Annotated in this window: 20 protein-coding genes and 1 tRNA gene; 10 read left to right on the top strand and 11 right to left on the bottom strand. The window is 73.7% G+C overall.

The window, feature by feature from the left end; translation table 11 throughout:
• The first annotated feature begins 25 nt into the window (after positions 1-25).
• The 4 genes from aroA to hisN all read left to right on the top strand — a co-directional run bounded on the left by aroA (position 26) and on the right by hisN (position 3,708).
• A complete protein-coding gene (aroA, locus tag ACFVU7_RS06335) occupies positions 26-1,366 on the top strand; it encodes a 3-phosphoshikimate 1-carboxyvinyltransferase (protein WP_049655060.1) in 1,341 nt (446 codons plus the stop codon).
• 15 nt (positions 1,367-1,381) lie between these two features.
• Complete coding sequence (gene rsgA / locus ACFVU7_RS06330; protein WP_049655059.1) at positions 1,382-2,434, top strand: ribosome small subunit-dependent GTPase A; 1,053 nt, start codon at positions 1,382-1,384, stop codon at positions 2,432-2,434.
• 134 nt (positions 2,435-2,568) lie between these two features.
• Positions 2,569-2,892 carry a multidrug efflux SMR transporter gene (locus ACFVU7_RS06325; RefSeq protein ID WP_074001397.1) on the top strand — a complete coding sequence of 108 codons (324 nt, stop codon included), beginning with the start codon at positions 2,569-2,571 and terminating at the stop codon, positions 2,890-2,892.
• Between the two features lie 18 nt (positions 2,893-2,910).
• The gene (gene hisN / locus ACFVU7_RS06320; protein WP_049655055.1) at positions 2,911-3,708 is read left to right on the top strand and encodes a histidinol-phosphatase; all 798 of its coding nucleotides are present in this window, start codon (positions 2,911-2,913) and stop codon (positions 3,706-3,708) included.
• A 90-nt stretch (positions 3,709-3,798) separates the two neighbouring features.
• On the opposite strand, the gene ACFVU7_RS06315 is transcribed toward hisN, so the two are convergent.
• Positions 3,799-5,274 carry a catalase gene (locus tag ACFVU7_RS06315; protein WP_380779350.1) on the bottom strand — a complete coding sequence of 492 codons (1,476 nt, stop codon included), beginning with the start codon at positions 5,272-5,274 and terminating at the stop codon, positions 3,799-3,801.
• A gap of 104 nt (positions 5,275-5,378) precedes the next feature.
• Between ACFVU7_RS06315 and ACFVU7_RS06310 the strand changes: the two genes are divergently transcribed.
• On the top strand, positions 5,379-5,792 hold the full coding sequence (locus tag ACFVU7_RS06310) for a Fur family transcriptional regulator (protein ID WP_049655052.1): 414 nt from the start codon (positions 5,379-5,381) through the stop codon (positions 5,790-5,792).
• A 79-nt stretch (positions 5,793-5,871) separates the two neighbouring features.
• On the opposite strand, the gene ACFVU7_RS06305 is transcribed toward ACFVU7_RS06310, so the two are convergent.
• The 3 genes from ACFVU7_RS06305 to ACFVU7_RS06295 form a co-directional block, all read right to left on the bottom strand.
• Positions 5,872-7,848 (bottom strand): tetratricopeptide repeat protein, encoded by a 1,977-nt coding sequence (locus tag ACFVU7_RS06305; protein ID WP_220450059.1) that lies wholly within the window; start codon positions 7,846-7,848, stop codon positions 5,872-5,874.
• A gap of 378 nt (positions 7,849-8,226) precedes the next feature.
• Positions 8,227-8,300: transfer RNA gene (locus ACFVU7_RS06300), tRNA-Met, on the bottom strand.
• 76 nt (positions 8,301-8,376) lie between these two features.
• Positions 8,377-11,337 carry a UPF0182 family protein gene (locus ACFVU7_RS06295; RefSeq protein ID WP_074001563.1) on the bottom strand — a complete coding sequence of 987 codons (2,961 nt, stop codon included), beginning with the start codon at positions 11,335-11,337 and terminating at the stop codon, positions 8,377-8,379.
• A 246-nt stretch (positions 11,338-11,583) separates the two neighbouring features.
• On the opposite strand from ACFVU7_RS06295, the gene ACFVU7_RS06290 reads away from it, so the two are divergent.
• Positions 11,584-12,156, top strand: coding sequence for a PPA1309 family protein (locus ACFVU7_RS06290; RefSeq protein ID WP_049655907.1), 573 nt, complete (start codon positions 11,584-11,586; stop codon positions 12,154-12,156).
• Between the two features lie 128 nt (positions 12,157-12,284).
• Here ACFVU7_RS06290 and ACFVU7_RS06285 read toward each other — a convergent pair whose 3' ends face one another.
• The 4 genes from ACFVU7_RS06285 to ACFVU7_RS06270 form a co-directional block, all read right to left on the bottom strand.
• The gene (locus ACFVU7_RS06285) at positions 12,285-13,394 is read right to left on the bottom strand and encodes a PDZ domain-containing protein (RefSeq protein ID WP_049655905.1); all 1,110 of its coding nucleotides are present in this window, start codon (positions 13,392-13,394) and stop codon (positions 12,285-12,287) included.
• A 42-nt stretch (positions 13,395-13,436) separates the two neighbouring features.
• A complete protein-coding gene (locus tag ACFVU7_RS06280) occupies positions 13,437-13,610 on the bottom strand; it encodes a hypothetical protein (protein ID WP_234348548.1) in 174 nt (57 codons plus the stop codon).
• Between the two features lie 290 nt (positions 13,611-13,900).
• Entirely contained in the window at positions 13,901-14,341 is a 441-nt protein-coding gene (locus ACFVU7_RS06275) for a molybdenum cofactor biosynthesis protein MoaE (RefSeq protein WP_241852763.1), read from the bottom strand.
• A gap of 173 nt (positions 14,342-14,514) precedes the next feature.
• Positions 14,515-15,675, bottom strand: a complete 1,161-nt coding sequence (locus tag ACFVU7_RS06270) for an NAD-dependent epimerase/dehydratase family protein (protein ID WP_107086545.1) — start codon at positions 15,673-15,675, stop codon at positions 14,515-14,517.
• A gap of 198 nt (positions 15,676-15,873) precedes the next feature.
• Here ACFVU7_RS06270 and ACFVU7_RS06265 point away from each other — a divergent pair, with 198 nt between their 5' ends.
• Together ACFVU7_RS06265 and ACFVU7_RS06260 are read left to right on the top strand one after the other, a co-directional pair.
• Positions 15,874-17,397 carry a zinc-dependent metalloprotease gene (locus tag ACFVU7_RS06265; RefSeq protein ID WP_074001562.1) on the top strand — a complete coding sequence of 508 codons (1,524 nt, stop codon included), beginning with the start codon at positions 15,874-15,876 and terminating at the stop codon, positions 17,395-17,397.
• On the top strand, positions 17,394-17,993 hold the full coding sequence (locus ACFVU7_RS06260) for an NUDIX hydrolase (protein ID WP_049660410.1): 600 nt from the start codon (positions 17,394-17,396) through the stop codon (positions 17,991-17,993). Before ACFVU7_RS06265 ends, ACFVU7_RS06260 begins: the two co-directional genes overlap by 4 nt.
• A 102-nt stretch (positions 17,994-18,095) precedes the next feature.
• Here ACFVU7_RS06260 and ACFVU7_RS06255 read toward each other — a convergent pair whose 3' ends face one another.
• Complete coding sequence (locus ACFVU7_RS06255; RefSeq protein WP_259316727.1) at positions 18,096-18,833, bottom strand: M48 family metallopeptidase; 738 nt, start codon at positions 18,831-18,833, stop codon at positions 18,096-18,098.
• 255 nt (positions 18,834-19,088) lie between these two features.
• Here ACFVU7_RS06255 and ACFVU7_RS06250 point away from each other — a divergent pair, with 255 nt between their 5' ends.
• Positions 19,089-20,177 (top strand): ThiF family adenylyltransferase, encoded by a 1,089-nt coding sequence (locus ACFVU7_RS06250; RefSeq protein WP_388044498.1) that lies wholly within the window; start codon positions 19,089-19,091, stop codon positions 20,175-20,177.
• A gap of 631 nt (positions 20,178-20,808) precedes the next feature.
• A complete protein-coding gene (locus tag ACFVU7_RS06245) occupies positions 20,809-22,236 on the top strand; it encodes an ABC1 kinase family protein (protein WP_387968390.1) in 1,428 nt (475 codons plus the stop codon).
• A gap of 183 nt (positions 22,237-22,419) precedes the next feature.
• Here ACFVU7_RS06245 and ACFVU7_RS06240 read toward each other — a convergent pair whose 3' ends face one another.
• Positions 22,420-22,818 (bottom strand): hypothetical protein, encoded by a 399-nt coding sequence (locus ACFVU7_RS06240; protein ID WP_063780373.1) that lies wholly within the window; start codon positions 22,816-22,818, stop codon positions 22,420-22,422.
• Positions 22,815-23,183, bottom strand: coding sequence for a WhiB family transcriptional regulator (locus ACFVU7_RS06235; protein ID WP_369808359.1), 369 nt, complete (start codon positions 23,181-23,183; stop codon positions 22,815-22,817). Before ACFVU7_RS06235 ends, ACFVU7_RS06240 begins: the two co-directional genes overlap by 4 nt.
• Positions 23,184-23,251 lie beyond the last annotated feature (68 nt).

Genomic DNA, 23,251 nt, shown 5'->3' with positions numbered 1-23,251 from the left:
CCCGTACGGCCCCTAGACTTGCCCCATGACCGAGACCCTGTGGCCCGCCCCCGTCGCGACCAGCCCCGTCGACGCCACCGTCACCATCCCCGGCTCCAAGTCGGTCACCAACCGGGCCCTGGTGCTGGCGGCCCTCGCCGACGGGCCGGGCTGGGTGCGGCGCCCGCTGCGCAGCCGCGACTCCCAGCTGATGGCCGACGGCCTGCGCGCCCTCGGGGTCACCATCGAGGAGAAGGTCAACAACGACTCCGGCGGCACCGGCGGCGGCGAGGCCTGGCGGGTCATCCCCGCCCCCGCGCTGCTCGGCCCGGCCTCGGTCGACGTCGGCAACGCCGGCACCGTGATGCGCTTCCTGCCCCCGCTGGCCGTCCTGGCCGACGGCCCGGTGCACTTCGACGGCGACCCGCGCTGCTACGAGCGCCCCCAGCACGGCGTGATCAACGCCCTGCGCGCGCTCGGCGCCCGGATCGAGGACGGCGGCCGCGGTGCCTTCCCGCTGACGGTGCACGGCACCGGCTCGCTGGACGGCGGCCCGGTCGAGCTGGACGCCTCCTCCTCGTCCCAGTTCGTCTCCGCCCTGCTGCTCTCCGGCGCCCGCTACAACCACGGCATCGAGGTCCGCCACGTCGGCGGCCCGGTCCCGTCGCTGCCGCACATCCGGATGACCGTGGAGATGCTGCGGCTGGCCGGCGCCCAGGTCGACGCCCCCGAGGACGGCGGCGAGAAGGACGTCTGGCGGGTCACCCCGGGCGCCGTGATCGGCCGCGACCTGGTGGTCGAGCCGGACCTCTCCAACGCCGCGCCGTTCTTCGGCGCCGCGCTGGTCACCGGCGGCCGGGTCACCGTGCGGGACTGGCCCAAGCACACCTCCCAGCCCGGTGACCAGCTGCGCGAGATCTACACCCGGATGGGTGGCGCCTGCGAGTTCACCGACGAGGGCCTGCAGTTCACCGGCACCGGCCGGATCCACGGCATCGAGGCCGACCTGCACGACGTCGGCGAGCTCACCCCGGTGATCGCCGCCGTCGCCGCGCTCGCCGACTCCGAGTCCCACCTGTACGGCATCGCGCACCTTCGCCTGCACGAGACGGACCGGCTCGCCGCGCTCGCCAAGGAGATCAACGACCTGGGCGGCGACGTCACGGAGACCGAGGACGGTCTGCGGATCCGCCCGCGCCCGCTGCACGGGGGCGTCTTCCACACCTACGAGGACCACCGCCTCGCCACCGCCGCCGCCGTCCTCGGCCTCGCCGTCCCCGGCGTGGAGGTCGAGAACGTGGCCACCACCGCCAAGACCCTGCCCGACTTCCCGGGGATGTGGGCCGAACTGCTCGGCGAAGCGGCGGAAGCGACGGCGGGCGTCTGAGCGGAGACTGAGCACATGCGCCGCTACGGCAAGGACGCCGACGAGGACGACATCCGCAACCGCCCCGCCCGCCGGGGGTCCCGGCCGCGGACCCGGATCCGGCCCAAGCACGAGGACGCCGCCGAGGCGATGGTGCTGACCGTCGACCGCGGCCGGGTCACCTGCCTGGTCGACCCGGGGACGAAGCAGGAGCGCGAGGTCGTCGCCATGAAGGCCCGCGAGCTGGGCCGCAAGGGCGTCGTCGTCGGCGACATGGTCAACCTGGTCGGCGACCTCTCCGGGGACGCCGACACCCTGGCCCGGATCGTCCGGGTCGAGGAGCGCGGCTCGGTGCTGCGGCGCACGGCGGACGACGACGACCCGTACGAGCGGATCGTGGTCGCCAACGCCCAGCAGCTGGCGATCGTCACCGCCCTGGCCGACCCGGAGCCGCGCCCCCGGCTGATCGACCGCTGCCTGGTGGCGGCCTACGACGCGGGCATGGAGCCGCTGCTGGTGCTCACCAAGTCCGACCTCGCGCCGGCCTCGACGCTGCTGGACTCGTACGCCCCGCTGGGCATCACGTACGTGGTCACCCGCCGCGACGAGCTGGAGACCACCGGCGCCGAGGCCGTCCGCGAGCACCTGCGCGGGCTGTCCACGGTGTTCATCGGCCATTCGGGCGTCGGCAAGACCACCCTGGTCAACGCGCTCGTCCCGGACCGCCAGCGGCAGACCGGGCGCGTCAACGCGGTGACCGGCCGCGGCCGGCACACCACCGTCTCCGCCCTGGCGCTGCGGCTGCCCCCGCCGCCCGGCGCCAAGCCGGGCTCGAAGAAGGCGCTGAACCCCGGCTGGGTGATCGACACGCCCGGCTTCCGCTCCTTCGGCCTCTCGCACATCGACCCGTCCCGGGTCATCCTCGCCTTCCCCGACCTGGAGCCCGGCACCGTCGACTGCCCGCGCGCGTGCAGCCACGACGAGCCGGACTGCGCGCTGGACGCCTGGGTCGCCGAGGGCCACGCCGAGGCCGCCCGGCTCTACTCGCTGCGCCGGCTGCTGGCCAGCAAGGAGGGCGAGCTCGACTGAGCCCGACCGGGCCGGGCCCGTCCCCGGGTTCGGGGCCGGTGGCCCGTTCGAGGTGTCGGAGCGGGCTCACCTGGCGATCATAGGAAGGTCGGACCGTACCCGGTCCGACCCCCGATCGACAGGGAGGGCACGCGATGGCATGGGCCCTGGTGGTCCTGGCCGGCCTGCTGGAGACCGGCTTCGCGATCAACCTCAAGCTCAGCGAGGGTTTCACCAGGCTCTGGCCCACCATCAGCTTCTGCGTGTTCGCCCTCGGCAGCTTCGGCCTGCTCACCCTCTCGCTGAAGACCCTGCCGGTCGGCCCCGCCTACGCGGTGTGGACGGGCATCGGCGCGGCCGGCACCGCGATCTACGGCATGGTCTTCCTGGACGAGACCAGTTCGGTCCTCAAGCTGGTCTCGATCTCGCTGGTGATCGCCGGCGTCATCGGCCTCCAGCTCAGCGGCACGGCCCACTGAGCGGCTAGGGTTTCGGGCATGGCCGACTACCACGACGACCTCCGACTCGCCCATGTCCTCGCCGACTCGGCCGACTCGGTCACCCTGGAGCGCTTCCGCGCCCTCGACCTGAAGGTCGAGACCAAGCCCGACCTCACCCCGGTGAGCGACGCCGACAAGGCCGCCGAGGAGCTGGTGCGGAGCGTGCTCCAGCGCGCCCGCCCGCGCGACGCCGTCCTCGGCGAGGAGTTCGGCCTCCAGGGCTCGGGCCCGCGCCGCTGGGTGATCGACCCGATCGACGGCACCAAGAACTACATCCGCGGCGTCCCGGTCTGGGCCACCCTGATCGCCCTGCTGGAGGACGGCCCGGACGGCGTCGAGCGCCCGGTGGTCGGCATGGTCTCCGCCCCCGCGCTCCAGCGCCGCTGGTGGGCGGCCAAGGGCCTCGGGGCGTTCGGCGGCCGCAGCCTGGCCAAGGCCTCCCGGCTGCACGTCTCCGGCGTCTCCCGGATCGAGGACGCCTCCTTCTCCTACTCCTCGCTCACCGGCTGGGAGGAGCGCGGGCGCCTCGACCCGTTCCTGGACCTCACCCGCGCCTGCTGGCGCACCCGCGCCTACGGCGACTTCTGGTCCTACATGATGGTCGCCGAGGGCGCCGTCGACATCGCCGCCGAGCCCGAGCTGTCGCTGTGGGACATGGCGGCCAACTGCATCATCGTCGAGGAGGCCGGCGGCCGCTTCACCGGTCTGGACGGCGTCCCCGGCCCCGGCGGCGCCGACGCCGTCGCCTCCAACGGCCTGCTGCACGAGGAGGCCCTGCGCCGGCTGGGCGTCTGAGCCGGATCCTCGGGCCGAGGCGTGCGCGGGCCCCGGTGACCTGTGGGAGCAGGTCACCGGGGCCCGCCGTTCTCGCCCGGGTACGCGGGGCTACTGCTTGCGCAGCTCCCGGACCGCCGCGTCCAGCCGCTGCCCGAAGTCGGCGTCGGCCTTGCGGAAGTTGTCGACCGCCCGCTCCACGATGTCCTCGCGGTCGGCCGAGACCTTGGCGATGAAGCCCGCCAGGTTGGCGACCAGGCGCTGCTTCTCCTCCTCGGAGAACAGCCGGTAGAGGTCGCCGGCCTGCACGAAGTCGTCGTCCTCGGCGTGCGAGGGCGCGACGTGGTTGCCGGTGGGGCCGTCGACGGCGGTCGCGGCCCACAGCGGACGGCCGGTCTGCACCGGGCCGCCGAAGCTGTTCGGCTCGTAGTTCTTCTGCCGGCCGTGGCGGCCGTCGTACAGGTAGCCGTCCCGGCTGTTGGTGCGGGCCTCGGTGGCGTGCGGACGGTTCACCGGCAGGTGGTCGGCGTTGATGCCGACCCGGTAGCGGTGGGCGTCGGCGTACGCGAACAGGCGGCCCTGGAGCATCTTGTCCGGGGACGGGCCGATGCCGGGCACGAAGTGCGCCGGGGAGAAGACCGACTGCTCGACCTCGGCGAAGACGTTGTCGGGGTTGCGGTTGAGCTCCAGCTTCCCGATCTCGATCGGCGGGTAGTCGGCGTGCGGCCAGACCTTGGTCAGGTCGAAGGGGTTGAAGCGGTAGTTCGCCGCGTCGGCCGCCGGCATGATCTGGACCTGCACCGTCCAGCTGGGGAACTCGCCGCGCTCGATCGACTCGCGCAGGTCGCGCTGGTGGCTGTCCGGGTCCTCGCCGGCGAGGGTGTTGGCCTCGGCCTGGGTGAGGTTGCGGATGCCCTGGTCGGTCTTGAAGTGGTACTTGACCCAGAAGTGCTCGCCGGCCTCGTTCTGCCACTGGTAGGTGTGCGAGCCGTAGCCGTTCATGTGCCGGTACGAGGCCGGGATGCCGCGGTCGCCGAACAGCCAGGTCACCTGGTGGGTGGCCTCGGGCGACAGGCCCCAGAAGTCCCAGACGTTGTCCGCCTCCTGCGAGCCGGTGTACGGGTCGCGCTTCTGGGTGTGGATGAAGTCGGGGAACTTGATGGCGTCCTTGATGAAGAACACCGGGGTGTTGTTGCCGACGAGGTCGTAGTTGCCCTCCTCGGTGTAGAACTTCAGCGCGAAGCCGCGCGGGTCGCGCACCGCGTCGGCCGCGCCGAGGTTGCCCGCCACCGTGGAGAAGCGCAGGAACGTCTCGGTCTGCTTGCCGACCTCGGAGAGGAACGCCGCCCGGGTCCAGGGCGTCAGGTCCGCGGTCACGGTGAAGGTGCCGTACGCGCCGGCGCCGCGGGCGTGCACCACGCGCTCCGGGATCCGCTCGCGGTTGAAGTGCGCGAGCTTCTCGAACAGCAGCTGGTCCTGGATGAGCGCCGGGCCCCCGGGGCCCGCCGTCTCGGTGTTCTGGTTGTCGGCGACGGGGGCACCCGCCTCCGTGGTCAGGGTCGGGCGCAGCTCGTCCTGGGTCGTCATGGGAGTGCCTCCGCGGTATCCGGTCGTGATGACACGATCCTAACTTGGACTTTGTCCAAGTCAATACTGGAACCAATCTCGGAGGGTGACCTACTCTGGAGGGCATGAGCGACCTGCTGGAGAGACTGCGCGCGAGAGGCTGGCGGCTGACCTCGCAGCGCCGGGTCGTGGCCGAGGTCCTGGACGGCGAACACGTCCACCTCACCGCGGACGAGGTGCACGCCCGCGCGACGACCCGACTGCCGGAGATCAGCCGCGCCACCGTCTACAACACGCTCGGCGAACTCGTCGCCCTCGGCGAGGTCCTGGAGGTCGCCGCCGACGGCCGCGCCAAGCGCTACGACCCCAACGCCCACCGCGCCCACCAGCACCTGATCTGCTCGGGCTGCGGCGCGATCCGCGACGTCCAGCCGCAGGGCGACCCGCTCGCCGCCCTCCCCGCCGCCGAGCGCTTCGGCTTCACCGTCACCGCCGCCGAGGTCACCTACCGCGGCCTGTGCCCGAACTGCCGCCCCTAGCCCGCCGGTTGCCCCCTGCCTCCCGGCTACCCCCAGCCGCCCCGGCCGAACCGCCGCCCCCAGCCGCCCGGTTGCCCCGCTACGCGCTCAACTCCGCGTTCAGCGCGCCCAGCAGCCGCCCGGCCCGCTCCGCCACCTCGGCCGGCCCGGAGTCGATCGCCCGCCGGCACCAGTTCTCCGCCTGCATCGGCTCCCCGCGGCGCAGCGCCAGCAGCGCCAGGCGCAGCGCCGCCCGGCCGTGCCCGGCGTCGGCGGCCCGGGTGTACCAGAGCATCGCCTCGGCCTCGCTGTCCTGCCGGGCCAGCAGCAGCCCCAGGTTGAACGCGGCACTGCGGCTGCCCGCCTCGGCGGCCCGCCGGTACCAGCTCTCGGCGATCTCCAGCGCCCCGCGCTCGGCCGCCCGCACACCCATCCGCACCTGCGCCCGGCGGTGCCCGGCGTCGGCCGCCAGCGCGTACCAGTGCTCGGCCTCGGCGTCCGCGTCCCCGCGCCGGTCCAGCAGCGAGGCCAGCCGGAACGCGCCCTCGGCCGAGCCGCCGGCCGCCGCCTGCCGGTAGCGCTCCAGCGCCCCGCCCAGGTTGCCGCGCTGCTCCTGGACGACCGCGAGCTGCAGGGCCGCCTCGCCGTGCCCCTCGGCCGCGGCCCGCGCGTACCACTCCTGGGCCTGCTGCTGCTCGCCGCGCCCGGCGTGCAGCACGCCGAGGTTGAACGCCCCGTCCACGCTGCCGGCCTCGGCCGCCTTGGAGAACCAGGGCTGGGCACCGGACTCGTCGCCGCGCTGCAGCAACACCACGGCCAGCGCGTTGCAGGCCTCCCGGTGCCCCGCGTACGCGGCCCGGCGGTACCACTGCTCGGCCTGCTGCTCGCGGCCGGTGCCGGCGCAGAGCAGGCCGAGGTTGAAGGCGCCGTTCTGGTCGCCCGCGTCCAGCGCGGCCCGGTACCAGCGCTCGGCCGCGGCGGCCTCGCCGCGGCTCGCGTGCAGCGCCCCCAGCGCGTTGGCGGCGTTGCCGTCCCCGGCCTCGGCGGCCTCCTGCCACCACTCGGCGGCGGCCGCCAGGTCCCCGGAGTCGCGCAGCAGGAAGCCCAGCGCGCAGGCCGCGCGCGGCTCCCCGTTCTGCGCGGCCTGCCGGTACCAGCGGGCCGCCTCGTCCAGCAGCGACCGGTCGGTGCGGGCCCGCTCCTCCAGCAGCACGCCCAGGCGCAGCGCGGCGCGGGCGTGGCTGCGGGCGGCGGCGGTGCGGTACCAGGTCTCGGCGGTCTCCTTGTCCCCGGCGGCCTCGCGCATCCGGGCCAGCCGGTAGGAGGCCTCCCGGTGCCCGGCGTCGGCGGAGACCTTGAACCAGCGCTCGGCGCGCACGTCCCGCCGGTGCTCCATCAGGTCGCCCAGGGCGTAGGCGCCCAGCGGGTGGCCGTGGTCGGCGGCGTAGTGCAGCCAGTACTCGGCGGCCTCCTCCTCGCCCTGGTCGCGCAGTTGCAGCCCGAGCGCGTGCGCGGCCGGCGCGCTGCCGGCCACGGCGGCCTGGCGCCACCACTGCCCGGCCTCGGCTCGGTGGCCCTGCTGGTGCAGCAGCACGCCGAGGTTGTTGGCGGCGGCGCGCACCCCGGCGGCCGCGGCGGCGCGCAGGTAGGGCTCGGCGTCCTCCAGTTCGCCGCGGCGCAGCAGCAGGGTGCCGAGCCGGCAGGCGGCGTCCGGGTCACCGCCGTCGGCGGCCTGCCGGTGGCGGGCCTCCAGCGCGGCGGACTCGCGGGCGGCGAGGGCGGTCTCGAAGCTGGTCGAGTCGAGGCCGGCCGGGTCGATCGCGGCGCCGGCGCCCGGCTCCCCGCCGGGCTGCTCCCCGTACGCGCCGACGGCGGCGGCGAACTGACGGGTCGACACGTGGACGAGGCTGTCGGGCCCGTAGCCCTGGGTCGGGGGGCGCTCGGACAGTCCGCTGGTGCGCTGGGCGGGCAGGGCTCCGGGGTGGTTGGCCGTGCGCTCGGCGCTCTCCGCCCAGGCGTCGGTGTCCGCCTCGGCGGCCGCCGAGGACCTGGCGCCTGACTTGCCGATCAGCCTCATGCCGACTCCCGCTCCCCCAGAGTGTCGCGGCATCGTGCCCCGGCGTGCGTCCGGGGGGACTCCCAGGGGAGGCGCCGGACCCGACGGCCGGTCAGCGGCCGCGCACCGTCCCCCATGTGTCCCATCGTCGCATCACCCAGTACCCGCGTACACCTGCCCCGGCCGAATTCCGGCGGGGCCGACCCGAAGCCGACGAAATTGCTTCGGCGCTTTGTCGATTTCCCGACACGTCAACCCCACAAACCCCGTTGCCGTCCTCCTTGGCGACGGTCGATAGTACCGGAGCGGTTCCCGCCGCTTCCGGACGAGAACGGCCCGGGAGCGGCGCGGGAAACACCAGAGGCCCGGAGGAAGAATCCTCCGGGCCTCTGGCCTTTGTAGCGGGGACAGGATTTGAACCTGCGACCTCTGGGTTATGAGCCCAGCGAGCTACCGAGCTGCTCCACCCCGCGTCGGTGGTTAAACCATAGCACGGGCGCGGGGTGGAACGGAAAACGGTTACCGCAGCTCAGCGGCCGCCTCCGCGGACTACGGCTGCGGGCTGGGCGATCCGCCGCCGGTGGCGCCCGGGGCGGGAGTGCCGGCCGGGGCCGGCGCCGGGCTGCCGCCGCGGGCCGCCTCCGCGGCCTTCAGGGCGTCGCCGAGCGCCTTCTGGGCGTTGCCGTAGGCCACCCAGTCGCCGTTCTTGAACGCGGTCTGGCTGTCGCCGTACGCCTTCTCCGCGTCCGAGAGCGCCTTCTGGAGCTCCGGCGAGATCGTCCCGCCCGGCGCCGGCGTCGCGGGCGCCGTCGGGGTGGTGGTCGGAGCGGTCCCGGTGCCCGGCGTGGACGGCACGATCGGGGTGGTCGACGGGGGCGCCCCGCCGAACACCTTCTTCAGCGCGGCCTCCAGGGTGTCCTCGAACGCCACGTTGTCGTCCCCGTACACCGCCAGGACCTTCTGCATCGTCGGGTACTTGGCACCGCGACCGCGCACGTACACCGGCTCGATGTTGAGCAGCCCGCCGCCGACCGGCAGGGTCAGCAGGTTGCCGTACTCCAGCTCGGCGTCCCCGCCGCTCTTCAGGGCGAAGATCTGGTTGGCCACCTCCTGGCGGGAGTTGAACTTCGACTGCACCAGGCCGGGGCCGGGGGCGCCGCTCTCGCCCGTCATCTTCAGGATGCGGATCTTCCCGTAGTCGTCCCCCGGGTCCGCGTTGACGGCCATGAAGGCCGCCAGGTTGGGCCGCTGGTTGGGCACGAAGGTGCTGGTGAGCGAGAAGTTCGCGGTGTTCGTGTCCGGCATCCGCACCGTCACGTAGTACGGCGGCTGGACCTGCTTGGTGTCGCTGCTCGGGTCCACCGGGACCTGCCAGATGTCACTGCCGTTGAAGAAGGAGTTGGCGTCGGTGACGTGGTACTGGCCGAGCAGGTCGCGCTGCACCTTGAACATGTCCTGCGGGTAGCGCAGGTGCGGCAGCAGCGTCTGCGGGATGTCCGCCTTCGGCTCGACGGTGCCCGGGAAGGCCTTCATCCAGGTCTTCAGGACCGGGTCCTTGTCGTCCCACTGGTAGAGCTTCACCTCGCCGGTGTAGGCGTCCACCGTGGCCTTGACCGAGTTGCGGATGTAGTTGACCTGGTTGGCGGCGGTCAGCAGCTCACCGCGCTGGTTGGTCAGCGAGTCCTTGGTGGCGGCGCCCAGCGTCGTCTTCGAGGAGAACGGGAAGCCGTCCGAGGTGGTGTAGCCGTCCAGCACCCAGACCACGCGGCCGTCCTGCACCACCGGGTACGGGTCGGCGTCGATCGACAGCCACGGCGCGACCTTCTCCACCCGCTCCTTCGGCGTGCGGTTGTAGATGACCTTGGCGCCGTCGGTGATGGCCCCCGCGTAGAGGATCTGCGGCTCCGTGAAGCGCACCGCGTACGCGGCCCGGGTCAGCGGGTTGTCCAGCGAGACGCCGCTGCCGCCGGAGTAGGTGTACTCGGCGTTCTGGCCGGTCTTGGGATCGGTGTAGTCGATCTCCTTGTTGGCGCCGCCGACGATCGAGTACGTGGTGGTCTTCTCGCCGTAGTAGATCCGCTGCTGGTAGTCGCCCAGCGTGCCGGTGGCCGGCAGGCCCGACTCGGTGAACACCGGCTGGCCCTTGTCGTCGACCTGGTTGCCCTTGGCGACCACCGCGCCGTAGCCGTGGGTGTACTTGAAGTGGTCGTTGATCCAGTTGCGCTGCACGCCGTTGAGGTCGAGCTCGCGCAGGCCGATCACGCTGTCCTGCTTGTCCTGCCCGGTGCCGTAGCGGTCCACGTCCAGCGTGTTCGGGAAGGCGTAGTAGTTGCGCTGCTGCTCCAGCGACTGGAACGCCGGCGAGACGACGTTCGGGTCCAGCAGCCGGATGTCCGCGATGGTCTGCGCGTCCGGCTTGAGCGCGTCGGCGTTGGTCGTGCCCTGCGGGGTGTACTGGGTGGTCTGCGCGTCCGCGATCCCGTACGCCTGGCGGGTGGCGTCGATGTTCTTCTGGATGTACGGCGTCTCCTTGGCCTGCTCGTTCGGCTTGACCTGGAACTGCTGCACGATCGCCGGGTACAGCCCGCCGATCAGCACCGCCGACAGCACCATCAGCCCCAGGCCGATCAGGGCCGGGGCCCAGGTGCGGCGGATCGGGGTCAGGAAGAACAGCACCGCGCAGATGATCGCGACGAAGAACAGGATGGTCTTGGCCGGCAGGAACGCGTTGGCGTCCACGTAGCGCAGACCCGTCCAGCCCGAGACGCCCTTGTACGAGCCGGTCTTCACCGCCAGCGCGTACCGGTCCAGCCAGTACGCGACGGCCTTCAGCAGCACGAACACGCCCAGCAGCACCGCCAGGTGCCCCTGCGCGCCCGCGCTCGCCCGGCGCCCCGGGCCCTGCAGCCGCAGCCCGCCGTACAGGTAGTGCACCAGCGCCGAGGTCAGCAGCGAGACGATCACCGCGCTGAACGCGAAGCCCAGCACGAACTCGTAGAACGGCAGGTCGAAGGCGTAGAACGAGACGTCCATGCCGAACTGCGAGTCCTTCTCACCGAAGGAGGTCGAGTTCGTCCACATCAGCCAGGTCCGCCACTGGCCCGAGGCCGCGGCGCCGGCCACCAGGCCGATCACCAGCGAGACCCCGATCAGCGCCCAGCGCTTGAACGGCGCCAGGCCCGACCGGTAGCGGTCCAGGCTCTGCTGCTCCACCGACATCGCCGACAGCGGCGGCCGCAGCCGGTGCGCCAGCCAGATGTTGAAGCCGACGATCACCGCCATCAGCAGGCCGAACACCCCGAACAGGCCGATCTTCGTCCACAGCTGGGTGGTGAACACCGAGGAGAAGTGGACCGACCTGAACCACAGCCAGTCCGTCCAGAAGCCCGCGAACATGACGAACAGCAGGAAGAGCACCGCGAGCACGCCCAGGGTCAGCAGGGCCACCCGCGCCCGCCGGGAGGGCGGACCTACCCTGCGCCGGAAACCCGGCCCTGAGCGTTCGGGCATCTGGAAGACCACGGTGGCACCTCGGCTGTGTCGTCTGAATGGGGTCGGTCGTCAGAGCAACTTAACCAGGCTTTGGCCGAGTTCCCACCGTTAGCAGACGGTTACGACGGCCGCCCGCCGCCGGCCGTCCCCGCCACGGCTCCCCCGGCCCTCCCGACGGCCCGCGACAACCCCCGCGACGACCCCCCGACCGCCCCCGGCGGCCTTCCGGCGAGCGCGCCCCGCCCGGCGTGTGAGGATTGAGGCATGTCCGACGCGTCTGATCTGAACAACTCCCCCGACGACGTCTCCAAGCTCCCGGCCGCCACCCCGCTGACCCGGGCCGCGCTGGAGATCGACGAGTACGCCTCCACCCTCGGCTGGGACCTCCCGGCCCGGCTGTTCGCCCTGGTGGACAGCGCCGCCCTGCGCAAGGCCAACCCGAAGATCGCCAAGCAGCTCGGCCTCGCCGACGGCGACGAGCCCGGCCTGACCCCGATCGAGCAGGACGAGCTGCCGGCCGGCATGGAGCTCGACAAGTTCCTCGGCACCATCGCCTGGCCCGACTCCGTGGCCGGCTGCGCCCTGGTCGTCGAGCGCCTCATGCTGCCCCCGGGCGCCGAGCAGTCCCGCCCGCGCGGCGCCTCCGACGCCCAGCTCGCCGAGTGGGTGGCCAACCACCCCAAGCGCGAGGAGGTGCGGATCACCGCCGCGGTGCTCCGCGGCGGCAAGAAGGAGATCGCGCTGCGGCTGCGCTCCAAGGACGTCGCCCGCGAGGTGCTGACCGGCCCCGACCTGGTGCCCGGCCTGACCGACGCGCTGCTGGCGACCTTCGCCTGACGCCTTCCCGCCGACGTTCCCGGGCGGCCGCCCCGGCGGCTGCCCGGCAGGCCCCGTGCCGACGGCCCGACCGCTGCCCGGCGGCTACCCGGTGACTACCCGGCCGCTGCTCGGCGACTGCCCGGCCGCTACTTGGCGGCGCAGGACGGCAGCGCGGAGGTCTGCCCGGAGCGGACCTGCTCCAGCGACTTCAGCGCGCTGTCCAGCGTGTCCGTCTTGATCAGGGTCAGCCCGGACGGGACGTTCTTGGTGGCCTCGGCGCAGTTCGAGGACGGGGTGAAGAAGTACTCGGCACCGGCGTCCCGGGCGGCGATCAGCTTCATCGAGATGCCGCCGATCGGCCCGACCTTGCCGTCGTCGTCGATGGTCCCGGTGCCGGCCACGAACTTGCCGCCGGTGAGGTCGCCGCCCGGGGTGAGCTTGTCGATGATGCCGAGCGAGAACATCAGCCCGGCGCTCGGGCCGCCGACGTCCTGCAGCCCGATGTCGATCTGGAACGGGTAGGTGTGCCGGATCCCGGTGCCGATGCCCACCACCGCGAGCTCCGCCCGCTCGGCGGGGGCCTTCGGGTCGAGGTCCTTGGCCCGGACGGTCGGGACGGTGACGTCGGTCTTCCCGCCCGCCGTGGCGACGCCGTTCGCGTCCTTGACCCGCGGCACGACGGTGAAGACCGCCGACTCGCCCGGCTTGTGCTTGGTGACCGCCGCGACCACCTGCTCGACCGAGCCGGCCGGGACGCCGTCCACGGCCACGATCTGGTCGCCCGCGTGCAGCCGGCCCTCGGCCGGGGCGCCCGCGGTGACCGACTTCACGATCAGCTCGCTGCCGACCGGCACGCCCAGCTGCTTGAGCGCCGCGGTGCGGGCGCTGTCCTCGGAGGAGGCGAACTCCTCGGCGTTCTGCTTCTTGGCGTCCGCGTCCGACTGCCCCTTGGGGTAGACGTTGTCGTGCGGCACCACCAGCACGTCGTCCCGCAGCCAGCCGACCACCGCGTTGACCAGGCTGGGCTCGTACTTGGCCCCGGTGACCTGGACGGTGGTCATGTTGAGGTGCCCGGTCGTCGGGTACGACTCGTGCCCGCTGATGCTGATCACCGGCTTGCCGCCCTGGTTGCCGAGCGTGTTGTACGTCGGCCCCGGGCTCATCTCCGTGTACGGCACCTTCATCAGCACCGAGACGCAGAGCAGCGCTATGAGCAGCAGGGTGGCAGCGAGCATCGTCGCGGAGCGGCGTGGCATGCCTCGACAGTACGGGACGTGCCTGAAGCGGCGCCCGCCGGGCTACCGGCCGGAGCCCTCACCCGGGGCGGCAGCGCCCGCGGTGGTGCGTTCCATCGCGGCCATGAAGCGCCGGTGTTCGGCGAGTGAGGCCGGATCGCCGGTGGCCCGCGGGGCCCGCTGGGCCCACCCCGCCCAGAGGGCGGCGACCAGGACGGCGACAACCGGAATGATCAACCAGGCGAGCACACCCATACCAGCACTCCCAGCTCGTCGTGTCTATGAGCAGATTAACCACTCCGGCGGACAACGCGGCCGGCGCCGTCCGGGTTACGGGACGGCCGATCGGCTCACTTCCAGGGAGTATCCGGAGCGCCGGCACGGACCCGTTGGAGTGAGACCGCGGCGCGCCTGACCCGACGGACGCGCGAGGTGTGCCGTTCGGTTCCGACCGGCTCGGTGCCCTCGCGTCCGGTTCCGTGCCGTCCGGTCCGGTCCGGTCCGGTTCCGTCGGGTCCGGGCCGGCCTCAGCAGTCGCCGGCGCCGACCCACTCCTCCGCGCCGTCGGAGAAGACCTGGTGCTTCCAGATCGGCACCTCGTGCTTGAGGTCGTCGATCAGCCGGCGGGCGGCCGCGAAGGCCTCGCCGCGGTGGGCGCAGGAGACGGCGACGATCACGGCCTTGTCGGTGATCTCCAGCCGGCCCACCCGGTGGACCGCGGCCAGCGCCCGGACCGGGAAGTCCGCGGCCACCTTCTCGGCGACCCGGCGCAGCTCCTGCTCGGCGGTGGGGTGGCAGCTGTACTCCAGCGCGGAGACCGACTTGCCGCCGTCGTGGTCCCGGACCGTCCCGACGAAGACGGTGGTGCCGCCGGCCGCGTCGTCGCCGACCGCCTCGTACACCTCGTCCAGCGAGAGCGGGGTGTCGCGGATGGCGAGCAGGCGGATGGGGTCGTGGTTGTCGGACATGACCCCATGATTCCCCATCCGGGACGCTCCGGGGCAAGTGCTTTCCGCACCGCGGTTCCAGAATTTCGCATCGTGAGAAATCGAGGGAGAGCGCCGCCCGCCGGCCGGGCCCCGCCGTCCGGCACCGGCCGATCGGAACCGGCACTCAGGACCGGCCGATCGGGACCGGCCGCTCAGAACCGCCGCCGCTTGCGGGCCCGGCGCACCAGCGCCGCCGTACCGACCAGCGCCACCGTCGCCCCGGCCGCCCCCAGGCTGGTCGCCGCCTCCTTGCCGCCCAGCCGGCGCCCGGCCACCGCGTGCTTGCCGGACACCTGCTCCAGCAGCTCGGCCAGCACCTGCTCGTTGGTGTGCGCCGGGCGCCAGCCCGCCTCGTGCAGCCGGCTGCCGGACACCACCCACGGGTACATCGTGTACGCCAGGTCCCCGGCCGGGGCCGGGGTCAGGCCCAGCCGGTGCAGCCGCGCGGCCGTACCGAGCGCCAGCGAGGCCGGCAGCTCCATCCGCCGGATCCCGGACAGCCGCTCCACGTCCTCCTGCTCCAGCCAGCCGTCGCAGCCGACCGTCACCTCGCCCTCGACCAGGCCCAGCGCCGCGTACTCCAGCGCCGCCGCCAGGTCGTCCACGTGGCAGAACTGCCAGCACGGCCGGGAGCCGGCCACCACCAGCAGCCGGGGCGCCTCGAAGTGCCGGGTCAGCACGGTGTCCACGCCGGGGCCCACCACCACGGCCGGGCGCAGCACCGTCACCTGCAGGCCCGGGTGGGCGCGCGGCGCCCGCCGGGCCAACCGCTCGATCTCCAGCAGGTCCCCGACCAGCGAGGCCTCCTCGGTGGCCCGCAGCTCGGAGTCCTCGGCCAGCGGCACCTCGTTGTCGGCCAGCGCGCCGTAGACCATCGCCGAGGTGCACAGCACCACGCGGTGCACCCCGGCCGCCGCGGCCGCGGTCAGCACCGTCTGGGCGCCGCGCACGTTGTAGGCGCTGCGGGCCCGGGCGTCCGACTCCATGCCGAAGTCCATCGCCAGGTGCACCACCACGTCGACCCCGGCCAGCCGCTCGGCCACCGCCGGGTCACGCACGTCGAGGACCCGCCACTGCACGCCCGGCACGTCGCCGCGCCGGTCGTCCACCGCGAGGACCTTCCGCACGTGCGGCGAGGCCACCAGCCGGGCGGCGACCCGCTCGCCCAGCACCCCCGCGGCGCCCGTGACCGCCACGGTCAGCGGCCGTCCGCCGTAGGCTGGAGGCGGCGACGCCGTGGTGTCCGACGCGTCCTCTCCTCCGGTCTCTCCTCCGGTCAGCCCAGAGCGAACGTCCGAGGGCGGGGAACTCACCGGCCATCCTCCACGGTTAGCTTTATGTGCGTACGGACGTGTGTCACGTACGTCCATCCTGCCCGAGGCGAAGGCCCGGTGGTGCACCCGGCGCGGGCCTGCCGCGCGGGAGCCGCCCCGAGTCCCCCACTCCGCCGCCGCCCCGGGCGCAGACTTTCCCGCCACACCCGCATGACGGCCGACCGGATCGAGGACCCCGTGAGCGACCTTCCCTTCGGATTCGGCGTTCCGCCAGAGGAGCCCGAGGACGGCAAGGCCAAGCCCGACGACGCGCAGAAGAAGAAGGACCAGGAGCAGTCCGACAGCGGCCCGCAGCCGTTCGGCTTCGGGAGCGGCAACCCCTTCGGCGCGCTCTTCGGCATGCCCGGCGCCCCGGGCGGCCCCGGCGGCGCCGGTGCCGACAACCCCTTCGCCGCGATGTTCGGCGGCATGAACCCGGGCGACCTCGGCGCCGCCTTCCAGCAGCTCGGCCAGATGCTCTCCTTCGAGGGCGGCCCGGTGAACTGGGACCTCGCCACGAACATCGCCCGCCAGACCGTGGTCGCCGAGCCCGCCGAGGGCAAGAGCAAGGACCGCTCGGTCAGCGCGGCCGAGCGCTCCGCCGTCGCCGAGGCCGTCCGCCTGGCCGACCTGTGGCTCGACGGCTCCACCGAGTTCCCCTCCGGCGCCGGCACCGCCGTCGCCTGGAGCCGCGCCGAGTGGATCGAGGCCACCCTCCCGGTCTGGAAGGACCTGGTGGACCCGGTCGCCGAGCGGGTCGGCAACGCCATGGGCGGCGTCCTGCCCGAGGAGATGCAGGCCATGGCCGGCCCGCTGATGGGCGTGATGCGCTCGATGGGCGGCGCCATGTTCGGCACCCAGATCGGCCAGGCGCTCGGCGCGCTCGCCGGCGAGGTGGTCGGCTCCGCCGACATCGGCCTGCCGCTAGCCCCGGCCGGCAAGGCCGCGCTGCTGCCGCAGAACGTCGCCGAGTTCGGCGAGGGCCTGAGCGTGCCCGCCGACGAGGTCCGGCTCTACCTCGCCCTGCGCGAGGCCGCCCACCAGCGGCTCTTCGCCCACGTGCCGTGGCTGCGGGCCCACCTGCTGGGCGCCGTCGAGGCCTACGCGCGCGGCATCAAGGTCGACACCTCCCGGATGGAGGAGCTGGTCGGCCAGCTCGACCCCACCAACCCGGAGGCGCTCCAGGAGGCGCTGGCCGGCGGCCTGCTCCAGCCCGAGGACACCCCCGAGCAGAAGGCCGCGCTCGCCCGCCTGGAGACGGCGCTCGCGCTGGTCGAGGGCTGGGTCGACGCCGTCGTGCACGCCGCCGCCGAGCCGCACCTGCCGCAGTCCGGCGCGCTGCGCGAGACCGTCCGCCGCCGCCGCGCGGCCGGCGGGCCCGCCGAGCAGACCTTCGCCACCCTGGTCGGCCTGGAGCTGCGCCCGCGCCGACTGCGCGACGCCTCCCGGCTCTGGGCGCTGCTCGCCGACGCCCGCGGCATCGAGGGCCGCGACGCGCTCTGGGAGCACCCGGACATGCTGCCCACCGCCGCCGACCTGGACGACCCGGACGCCTTCGTCCACCGGGGCTCCGCCGACGACCTGGAGGGCGGCATCGACTTCGACGCGCTCGACAAGCTGCTCGGCGAGGCCGCGGCCGGCAAGCCCGACCTCACCAAGAAGGACGAGCAGCCGAAGACCGACGAGGACGGCACCGACGGGAAGGGCGAGCCCACCGCATGACGGCCACCGAGACGCCCGCCACCGAGACCTCCTCCGGCCTGCACGCGGACGCCGTCCGCGCGCTGAGCGGGTGGCGGCCCGCCGACCAGGACCAGGAACGACTGCGGCTCGACTACCTGGAGCACCTCGCCGCGCGGCCCGACGGCCTGTACCGCTCCTGCCTGCCCGCGCACATCACCGCGAGCGCGGCGGTCGTCGACCCGGCCGCCGGGCGGGTGCTGCTGACCCTGCACCCCAAGGTCGGCATGTGGCTCCAGATGGGCGGGCACTGCGAGCCCGGCGACCGCGACCTCGCCTCGGCCGCGCTGCGCGAGGCCGTCGAGGAGTCCGGCATCCCCGACCTGGTGCTGCTGGAGAGCGGCGGCACCCCGGTGCCGGCCAAGCTGGACCGGCACCTGGTGCGCTGCGCCGGCAAGGACCGGCCGGAGAACACCCACCTGGACGTCCAGTACATCGCGCTGGCCCCGGCCGGTGCCCAGGCGCTGATCAGCGAGGAGTCGCTGGACCTGCGCTGGTTCGACTACGACCGGCTGCCGGAGCTCACCGACCACTCGGTGCGCGACCTGGTGGCCCGGGCACGGCAGCTGACCGGCTGAGGTGCGACACCGGAAGGGGGCGCGGGCCGCATCGGCCCGCGCCCCCTTCCGTCGTTCCTACGGTCGGACCGGCCCGCCCGTGGCTCCCCCATCACCGCGGCGTCAGTCGCAGGAGGCCGCCTGATCGGGCCCGGTCGGGCCCGGGGCGGCGTGCCGGGCGCCGGGGATGTGCGGCAGCCGGGCCGCGGAGACCACGCCCTCCAGGTAGCCGCGGGCCCGCTCGGTCCGCGGGTAGGCCTCCAGTAGCGCCCAGAACGCCGGGCCGTGGTCCGGCACCAGCAGGTGCGCCAGCTCGTGCAGCAGCACGTAGTCCAGCACGTACTCCGGCATGCCCTGAAGACGGTGGGAGAGGCGGATCGTCCCCTCGCTGGGGGTGCAGGAGCCCCAGCGGGAGTTCTGGTTGGTGACCCAGCGGACCTGGCTGGGCCGGGCGCGGTCGTCCAGGTAGGAGGCCGACAGCTCGCGGGCCCGGGCCATCAGGGCCTCGTCCCCGGGGATCCGCCGGGACTCCTGGGCGGCGAGCTTCTCCAGCATCTGCGCGACCCAGCGCTGCTCCTCGGCGTGCGACATCCGGGCCGGGATCAGCACGATGGTGCGGTCGCCCTCGCGGTAGGCGGAGACGGTACGGCTGCGGCGGGCGCTGCGGCGCACCTCGACCCGGCTGCGGTCGTGCGCCTCGGGGGCCGTGGCACCGGCGGGCGGCGGCTGCGACGGGGCCGGCCCCGGCTGCTGCCGCTGGTCCGGGCGCCCGCGCGTGTTCGGCGCCGCGACCTGCGACCCGGACGCTGCGGGGGCACGCCGACGCGACGCCGGTGGATGGGAGTCCCGCTCGGCTGCCATGGCACACGACGTTACCCGGTACCACGGACAGAAGTCCGCTGCCATGGCCGGAATCTTTCATGGAGCGATCGGGAACGAAAAGTCGACGGGGGGTGTCCGGAAAGCGACCTCGGGGAGGATGGCCAGTTATCCACAGGGCGTGCGAACGGATGGGGTGATCATAAGCACAGGCCTGTGGATAACTCTGCGCACGACATCGGCGTGATGGGGCAAGCTGCGGTCAGCCGTCCGGAAACGATCGGAAGGAAGATCGTCGTGCGCCTCGCCCTCAAGCCCGCGCTGTCCCGCAGCTGGCGGGACTCGGAGACCCTGCAGTTCGGCACCGTCACCCGGTTCGCCGGGGTGCTCGGCAACGCCGACAAGACCCTCTGCGACTTCCTCGCGCTGCTCGACGGGACGCGCGACCGACCGGAGCTCCTGAACGAGGGAGAACGCATCGGGCTCGGCCGCGAACCGGCCGACACCCTGCTCACCGGCCTGGAGGAGACCGGCCTGCTGGACGACGCGGAGGCCGGCCGCCGCGCGCTGGCCCGCTTCCCCGCGCAGCAGCGGGACCTGCTCGAACCGGACCTCGCCTCGCTCTCCCTGGTCCACTCCGGGCCGGGCGCCGCACCGGCGGTCCTGGGCCGCCGGGCCGACGCGCGGATCGAGGTGCGCGGCGCGGGCCGGGTCGGCGCCGCCGTGGCGGCGGTGCTCGCGGCGGGCGGCACCGGCACGGTCACGGTCACGGACACCGGCCGGGTGAAACCCGGCGACTGCTCCCCCGCCGGGCTGCCGCCCGGGGACGTCGGCCGGCTGCGCTCGACGGCGGCCCGGGAGGCCGTGCAGCGCGCGGCGGGGCGGCCACCGGCGCCCGTGCCCCGCCGCCGGCCCGGGGACCCGCCACCGGACTTCGTGGTCCTCGCGCCCCGGGACGGCAGCGCCGCCTTCGCGGGCGGGACGTACGAGGCCCGGCTGCTGCTGCGGGCCGGGGTGCCGCACCTCTACGTGGGCGTGGTCGAGGAGTTCGGCGTCATCGGGCCACTGGTGATCCCCGGGATGTCGGCCTGCGGGCACTGCCTGGTGCTGCGGCGGGAGGACGAGGACGCCGCCTGGCCGAGGGTCCTGGCCCAGCTGGCCGATGGAGGGCCCGGCCGGGCCCGTACCCCGGCCTGCGACACGGCGCTCGCGACGGCGGTCGCCGGCCTGGCGGCCCTGCACATCCAGGTGTTCCTGGACGGCGGGCGCCCACCGAGCGTGGACGGCTGGTGCGAGGTCTCGGCCGGGGACGGCATGCCACGGCGCCTGCGGCTGCGCGGGCACCCGGACTGCGGCTGCCTCTGGCAGCCGCTGCCCCCGGGGTGAGGAACGGAAGAGGAGAAGAAGAACGAGTCTGACGGGAGCAGGCCCGGCGGCTGCACGGCTCGGCAGCCTCCGGCCTCCCCACGGGACCACGGGCACCCACCCGGCCGTACGAGCCGATGGCCGGGGTGGGCCCGCCGTCCCGACGAACCCCCGGCCGGGGCCGACAAGCCCCACGGGCGGGTGCGAGGCCTCCCATGGCCTGTGCCCTGCCCCGGGCAAGGCACAGGCCATGGCACGGCACGGGCACGGGCACGGACCGGGCACGGGCACGGACCGGCAGAGAGGACGGGGCGCCACCGCTCGGGGTACGAGGTGGGTGGGTTGTGGGTGCGGTGGGCGGTGGGCGGTGGGCGGTGGGTGGGGTGGGGGGAGGGGGGAGGGGCCCCGGGGAAGAGGGAAGCGAGCAGCATCACAACACCGCGCAGGAAGTCGGCCGAGCCGACTTCCTGCGCGGCAACCACCTGCCCCCACCCCCGCCCTCCCCGGACCAAGCCGCCCAACTCCCCGCAAAGGGAGGCCACTCTCCGCCCCGCCCCACGGAATTCCGAGGGGCACGCAGCAGGGAGCGGGCACAATGGCGTAGAGATGGTCGGCCGTCCGGAACCGGGGGGCCAGGGAATGGAGGCCCGGGGTGAGCGATCTTCCGCGCAAGGCAGTGACCCGCACGGCACGGCTCGCCGCCCTGCCGCTGGGGATAGCCGGTCGCGCCACGCTCGGCCTGGGCAAGCGGATCGGCGGCCGCTCCGCCGAGGTGGTCACCGCCGAGCTCCAACAGGCCACCGCGGACCAGCTGTTCAAGGTCCTCGGCGAACTCAAGGGCGGGGCGATGAAGTTCGGGCAGGTGCTGTCCGTCTTCGAGGCCGCGCTGCCCGAGGAGGTCGCCGGGCCGTACCGGGCGGCGCTCACCAAGCTCCAGGACGCCGCTCCCCCGATGCCCGCCGCCAAGGTGCACACCGCGCTCGCCCAGCGGCTCGGTGACGACTGGCGCGGGCTGTTCCGGGAGTTCGACGACCGGCCCGCGGCCGCCGCCTCGATCGGCCAGGTGCACAAGGCGGTCTGGCACGACGGCCGCACGGTCGCCGTCAAGGTGCAGTACCCGGGGGCGGGGGACGCGCTGCTCGCGGACCTCTCGCAGCTGAGCCGGGTGGCCTGGCTGCTGGGCCCGCTGATCCCCGGGCTGGACATCAAGCCGCTGATCACCGAGCTGCGCGAGCGCGTCTCGGAGGAGCTGGACTACGAGCTGGAGGCGCAGGCCCAGCGCCGCCACGCCGAGGAGTTCACGGACGACCCGGACATCGTGGTGCCGGGCGTGGTGGCCCAGGCCGACCAGGTGCTGGTCACCGAGTGGATGGGCGGCACCCCGCTGGCCGAGGTGATCGCGGGCGGCACCCAGGAGGAGCGCGACCGCGCCGGGCAGCTGCTGGCCCGGTTCCTGTTCGCCGGCCCGTCCCGGACCGGCCTGCTGCACGCGGACCCGCACCCGGGCAACTTCCGGCTGCTGAAGGACGACGGCCCGGTGTCGGGCTGGCGGCTGGGCGTGCTGGACTTCGGCACGGTGGACCGGCTGCCCGGCGGGCTGCCGGCCCCGATCGGGGCCTCGCTGCGGATGGCGCTGGCCGGGGACGCGGCGGGCGTGCTCCGGATGCTGCGCGAGGAGGGCTTCGTGAAGCCCTCGGTCCGGCTGGACCCGGACGCGGTGCTGGACTACCTGCTGCCGATCATCGAGCCGGCCGCGGTGGAGAACTTCCACTTCACCCGGACCTGGATGCGGGCCCAGGCGGCCCGCATCGCCGACCCGCGCTCGCCCGCCTACAACCTGGGCAAGCAGCTGAACCTGCCGCCCGCGTACCTGCTGATCCACCGGGTGACGCTGAGCACCATCGGGGTGCTCTGCCAGCTGGGCGCCAAGGCGCCGTTCCGCGCGGAGATGCTGGAGTGGCTGCCCGAGTTCGCCGGGCGGCCGTCGGCAGAGCGCGCGGAACCCGCCAACCCCGCCACCCCCACGAAGCCCGTGAAGCCCGCCAGGACCGCCGAACCCGCCCGGGTCCGCAAGGACTGACCCCGACAGCGCGACAACGGCCGCAGGCCGCTCCCCCGACGACGGGGAGCGGCCTGCGGCACGACGGGGGTGGTTCAAGGTCCGACGGCGAACCGGTGTCCGGCCGTGGACCGGAGCCGGCGGGGGCCTGTCGAGGACGGGCCCTCCGGGCCGGCGGGGCCCTTCTTCAGCGCTGTATCAGCGCTACATCAGCGCGACGGCGAGCGCCTTGCGGGCGCGCATCGATGCCCGCTCGGCCCGCTGCCTGAGCTTGCGGGCCCGGGCGACCCGGCTGACGAGCCGTTGGTTCTCGGCCTCGTGCAGCCTGTCTTGCATATGGGCACGGGCCAGGGATTCGTGGAGGAGTTGCATCTCGAGGATCCTGTTCTGGGTCTGACGTTCGGTGGCCTGCTCGGCGCGGGCGGTGGGATCGACGGCGGCGGGGTTCATGTCGTGGTCCTGCTCGTGGTGCTTGCTCGGGGACGTGATGCGGGCTGCGGCGTCGGCCTTGGCGGCGGCGATCCGCACGGATCGGCGGAGGGCGCTGTCCAGCGGGGGCTGCTCTCCCCGGCGGACGACCCTGGCCTCGTGGGCGGGGTTCATGCCATGACCTCGGTCTTGCGCGGACGGCCACGGGGACGCTTGCGCGCCACCACGACGCCCTGGACGAACAGCTCGCCACCCCAGACGCCCCACGGCTCGCGCCGCTCCAGGGCGCCGGCCAGGCAGGCCTCCTTCACCGGGCAGGTGCCGCAGAGCGACTTCGCGTACTCGACGTCGGCCGGCGTCTCCGCGAAGAAGACCTCGGGGTCGAAGGCGCGGCAGGGGATGGGGAGACCGAGGGACTCGGCCTGCTCGATCGAGCTGAGCTGCATGGAAGGAACCTCCGGGGGGTCGGCCTGGTCGGCCTTGGTGATCTGGCTTGTCGGCGGTACGGACGGGGTGGGCGGTGTGATGACCGTGGACACTGTGGGCGTCTTCCTCGTCTTTTCTCAGTGGTTCCGGCCCAGGTGACTGGTGGTGCTGGGCCGGAGGC

This window comes from Kitasatospora sp. NPDC058046 (assembly GCF_042885595.1).
Taxonomy (GTDB): domain Bacteria; phylum Actinomycetota; class Actinomycetes; order Streptomycetales; family Streptomycetaceae; genus Kitasatospora.
The sequence above is the reverse complement of the archived record's forward strand: the minus strand, read 5'-3'. Positions and strand labels throughout refer to the sequence as shown.

Excerpts from the sequence above, each read along its gene's own strand:
- aroA (WP_049655060.1), top strand. The coding sequence starts at position 26 with ATGACCGAGACCCTGTGGCCCGCCCCCGTCGCGACCAGCCCCGTCGAC.
- rsgA (WP_049655059.1), top strand. The coding sequence starts at position 1,382 with ATGCGCCGCTACGGCAAGGACGCCGACGAGGACGACATCCGCAACCGC.
- ACFVU7_RS06325 (WP_074001397.1), top strand. The coding sequence starts at position 2,569 with ATGGCATGGGCCCTGGTGGTCCTGGCCGGCCTGCTGGAGACCGGCTTC.
- hisN (WP_049655055.1), top strand. The coding sequence starts at position 2,911 with ATGGCCGACTACCACGACGACCTCCGACTCGCCCATGTCCTCGCCGAC.
- ACFVU7_RS06315 (WP_380779350.1), bottom strand. The coding sequence starts at position 5,274 with ATGACGACCCAGGACGAGCTGCGCCCGACCCTGACCACGGAGGCGGGT.
- ACFVU7_RS06310 (WP_049655052.1), top strand. The coding sequence starts at position 5,379 with ATGAGCGACCTGCTGGAGAGACTGCGCGCGAGAGGCTGGCGGCTGACC.
- ACFVU7_RS06305 (WP_220450059.1), bottom strand. The coding sequence starts at position 7,848 with ATGAGGCTGATCGGCAAGTCAGGCGCCAGGTCCTCGGCGGCCGCCGAG.
- ACFVU7_RS06295 (WP_074001563.1), bottom strand. The coding sequence starts at position 11,337 with ATGCCCGAACGCTCAGGGCCGGGTTTCCGGCGCAGGGTAGGTCCGCCC.
- ACFVU7_RS06290 (WP_049655907.1), top strand. The coding sequence starts at position 11,584 with ATGTCCGACGCGTCTGATCTGAACAACTCCCCCGACGACGTCTCCAAG.
- ACFVU7_RS06285 (WP_049655905.1), bottom strand. The coding sequence starts at position 13,394 with ATGCCACGCCGCTCCGCGACGATGCTCGCTGCCACCCTGCTGCTCATA.
- ACFVU7_RS06275 (WP_241852763.1), bottom strand. The coding sequence starts at position 14,341 with ATGTCCGACAACCACGACCCCATCCGCCTGCTCGCCATCCGCGACACC.
- ACFVU7_RS06260 (WP_049660410.1), top strand. The coding sequence starts at position 17,394 with ATGACGGCCACCGAGACGCCCGCCACCGAGACCTCCTCCGGCCTGCAC.
- ACFVU7_RS06255 (WP_259316727.1), bottom strand. The coding sequence starts at position 18,833 with ATGGCAGCCGAGCGGGACTCCCATCCACCGGCGTCGCGTCGGCGTGCC.
- ACFVU7_RS06240 (WP_063780373.1), bottom strand. The coding sequence starts at position 22,818 with ATGAACCCCGCCCACGAGGCCAGGGTCGTCCGCCGGGGAGAGCAGCCC.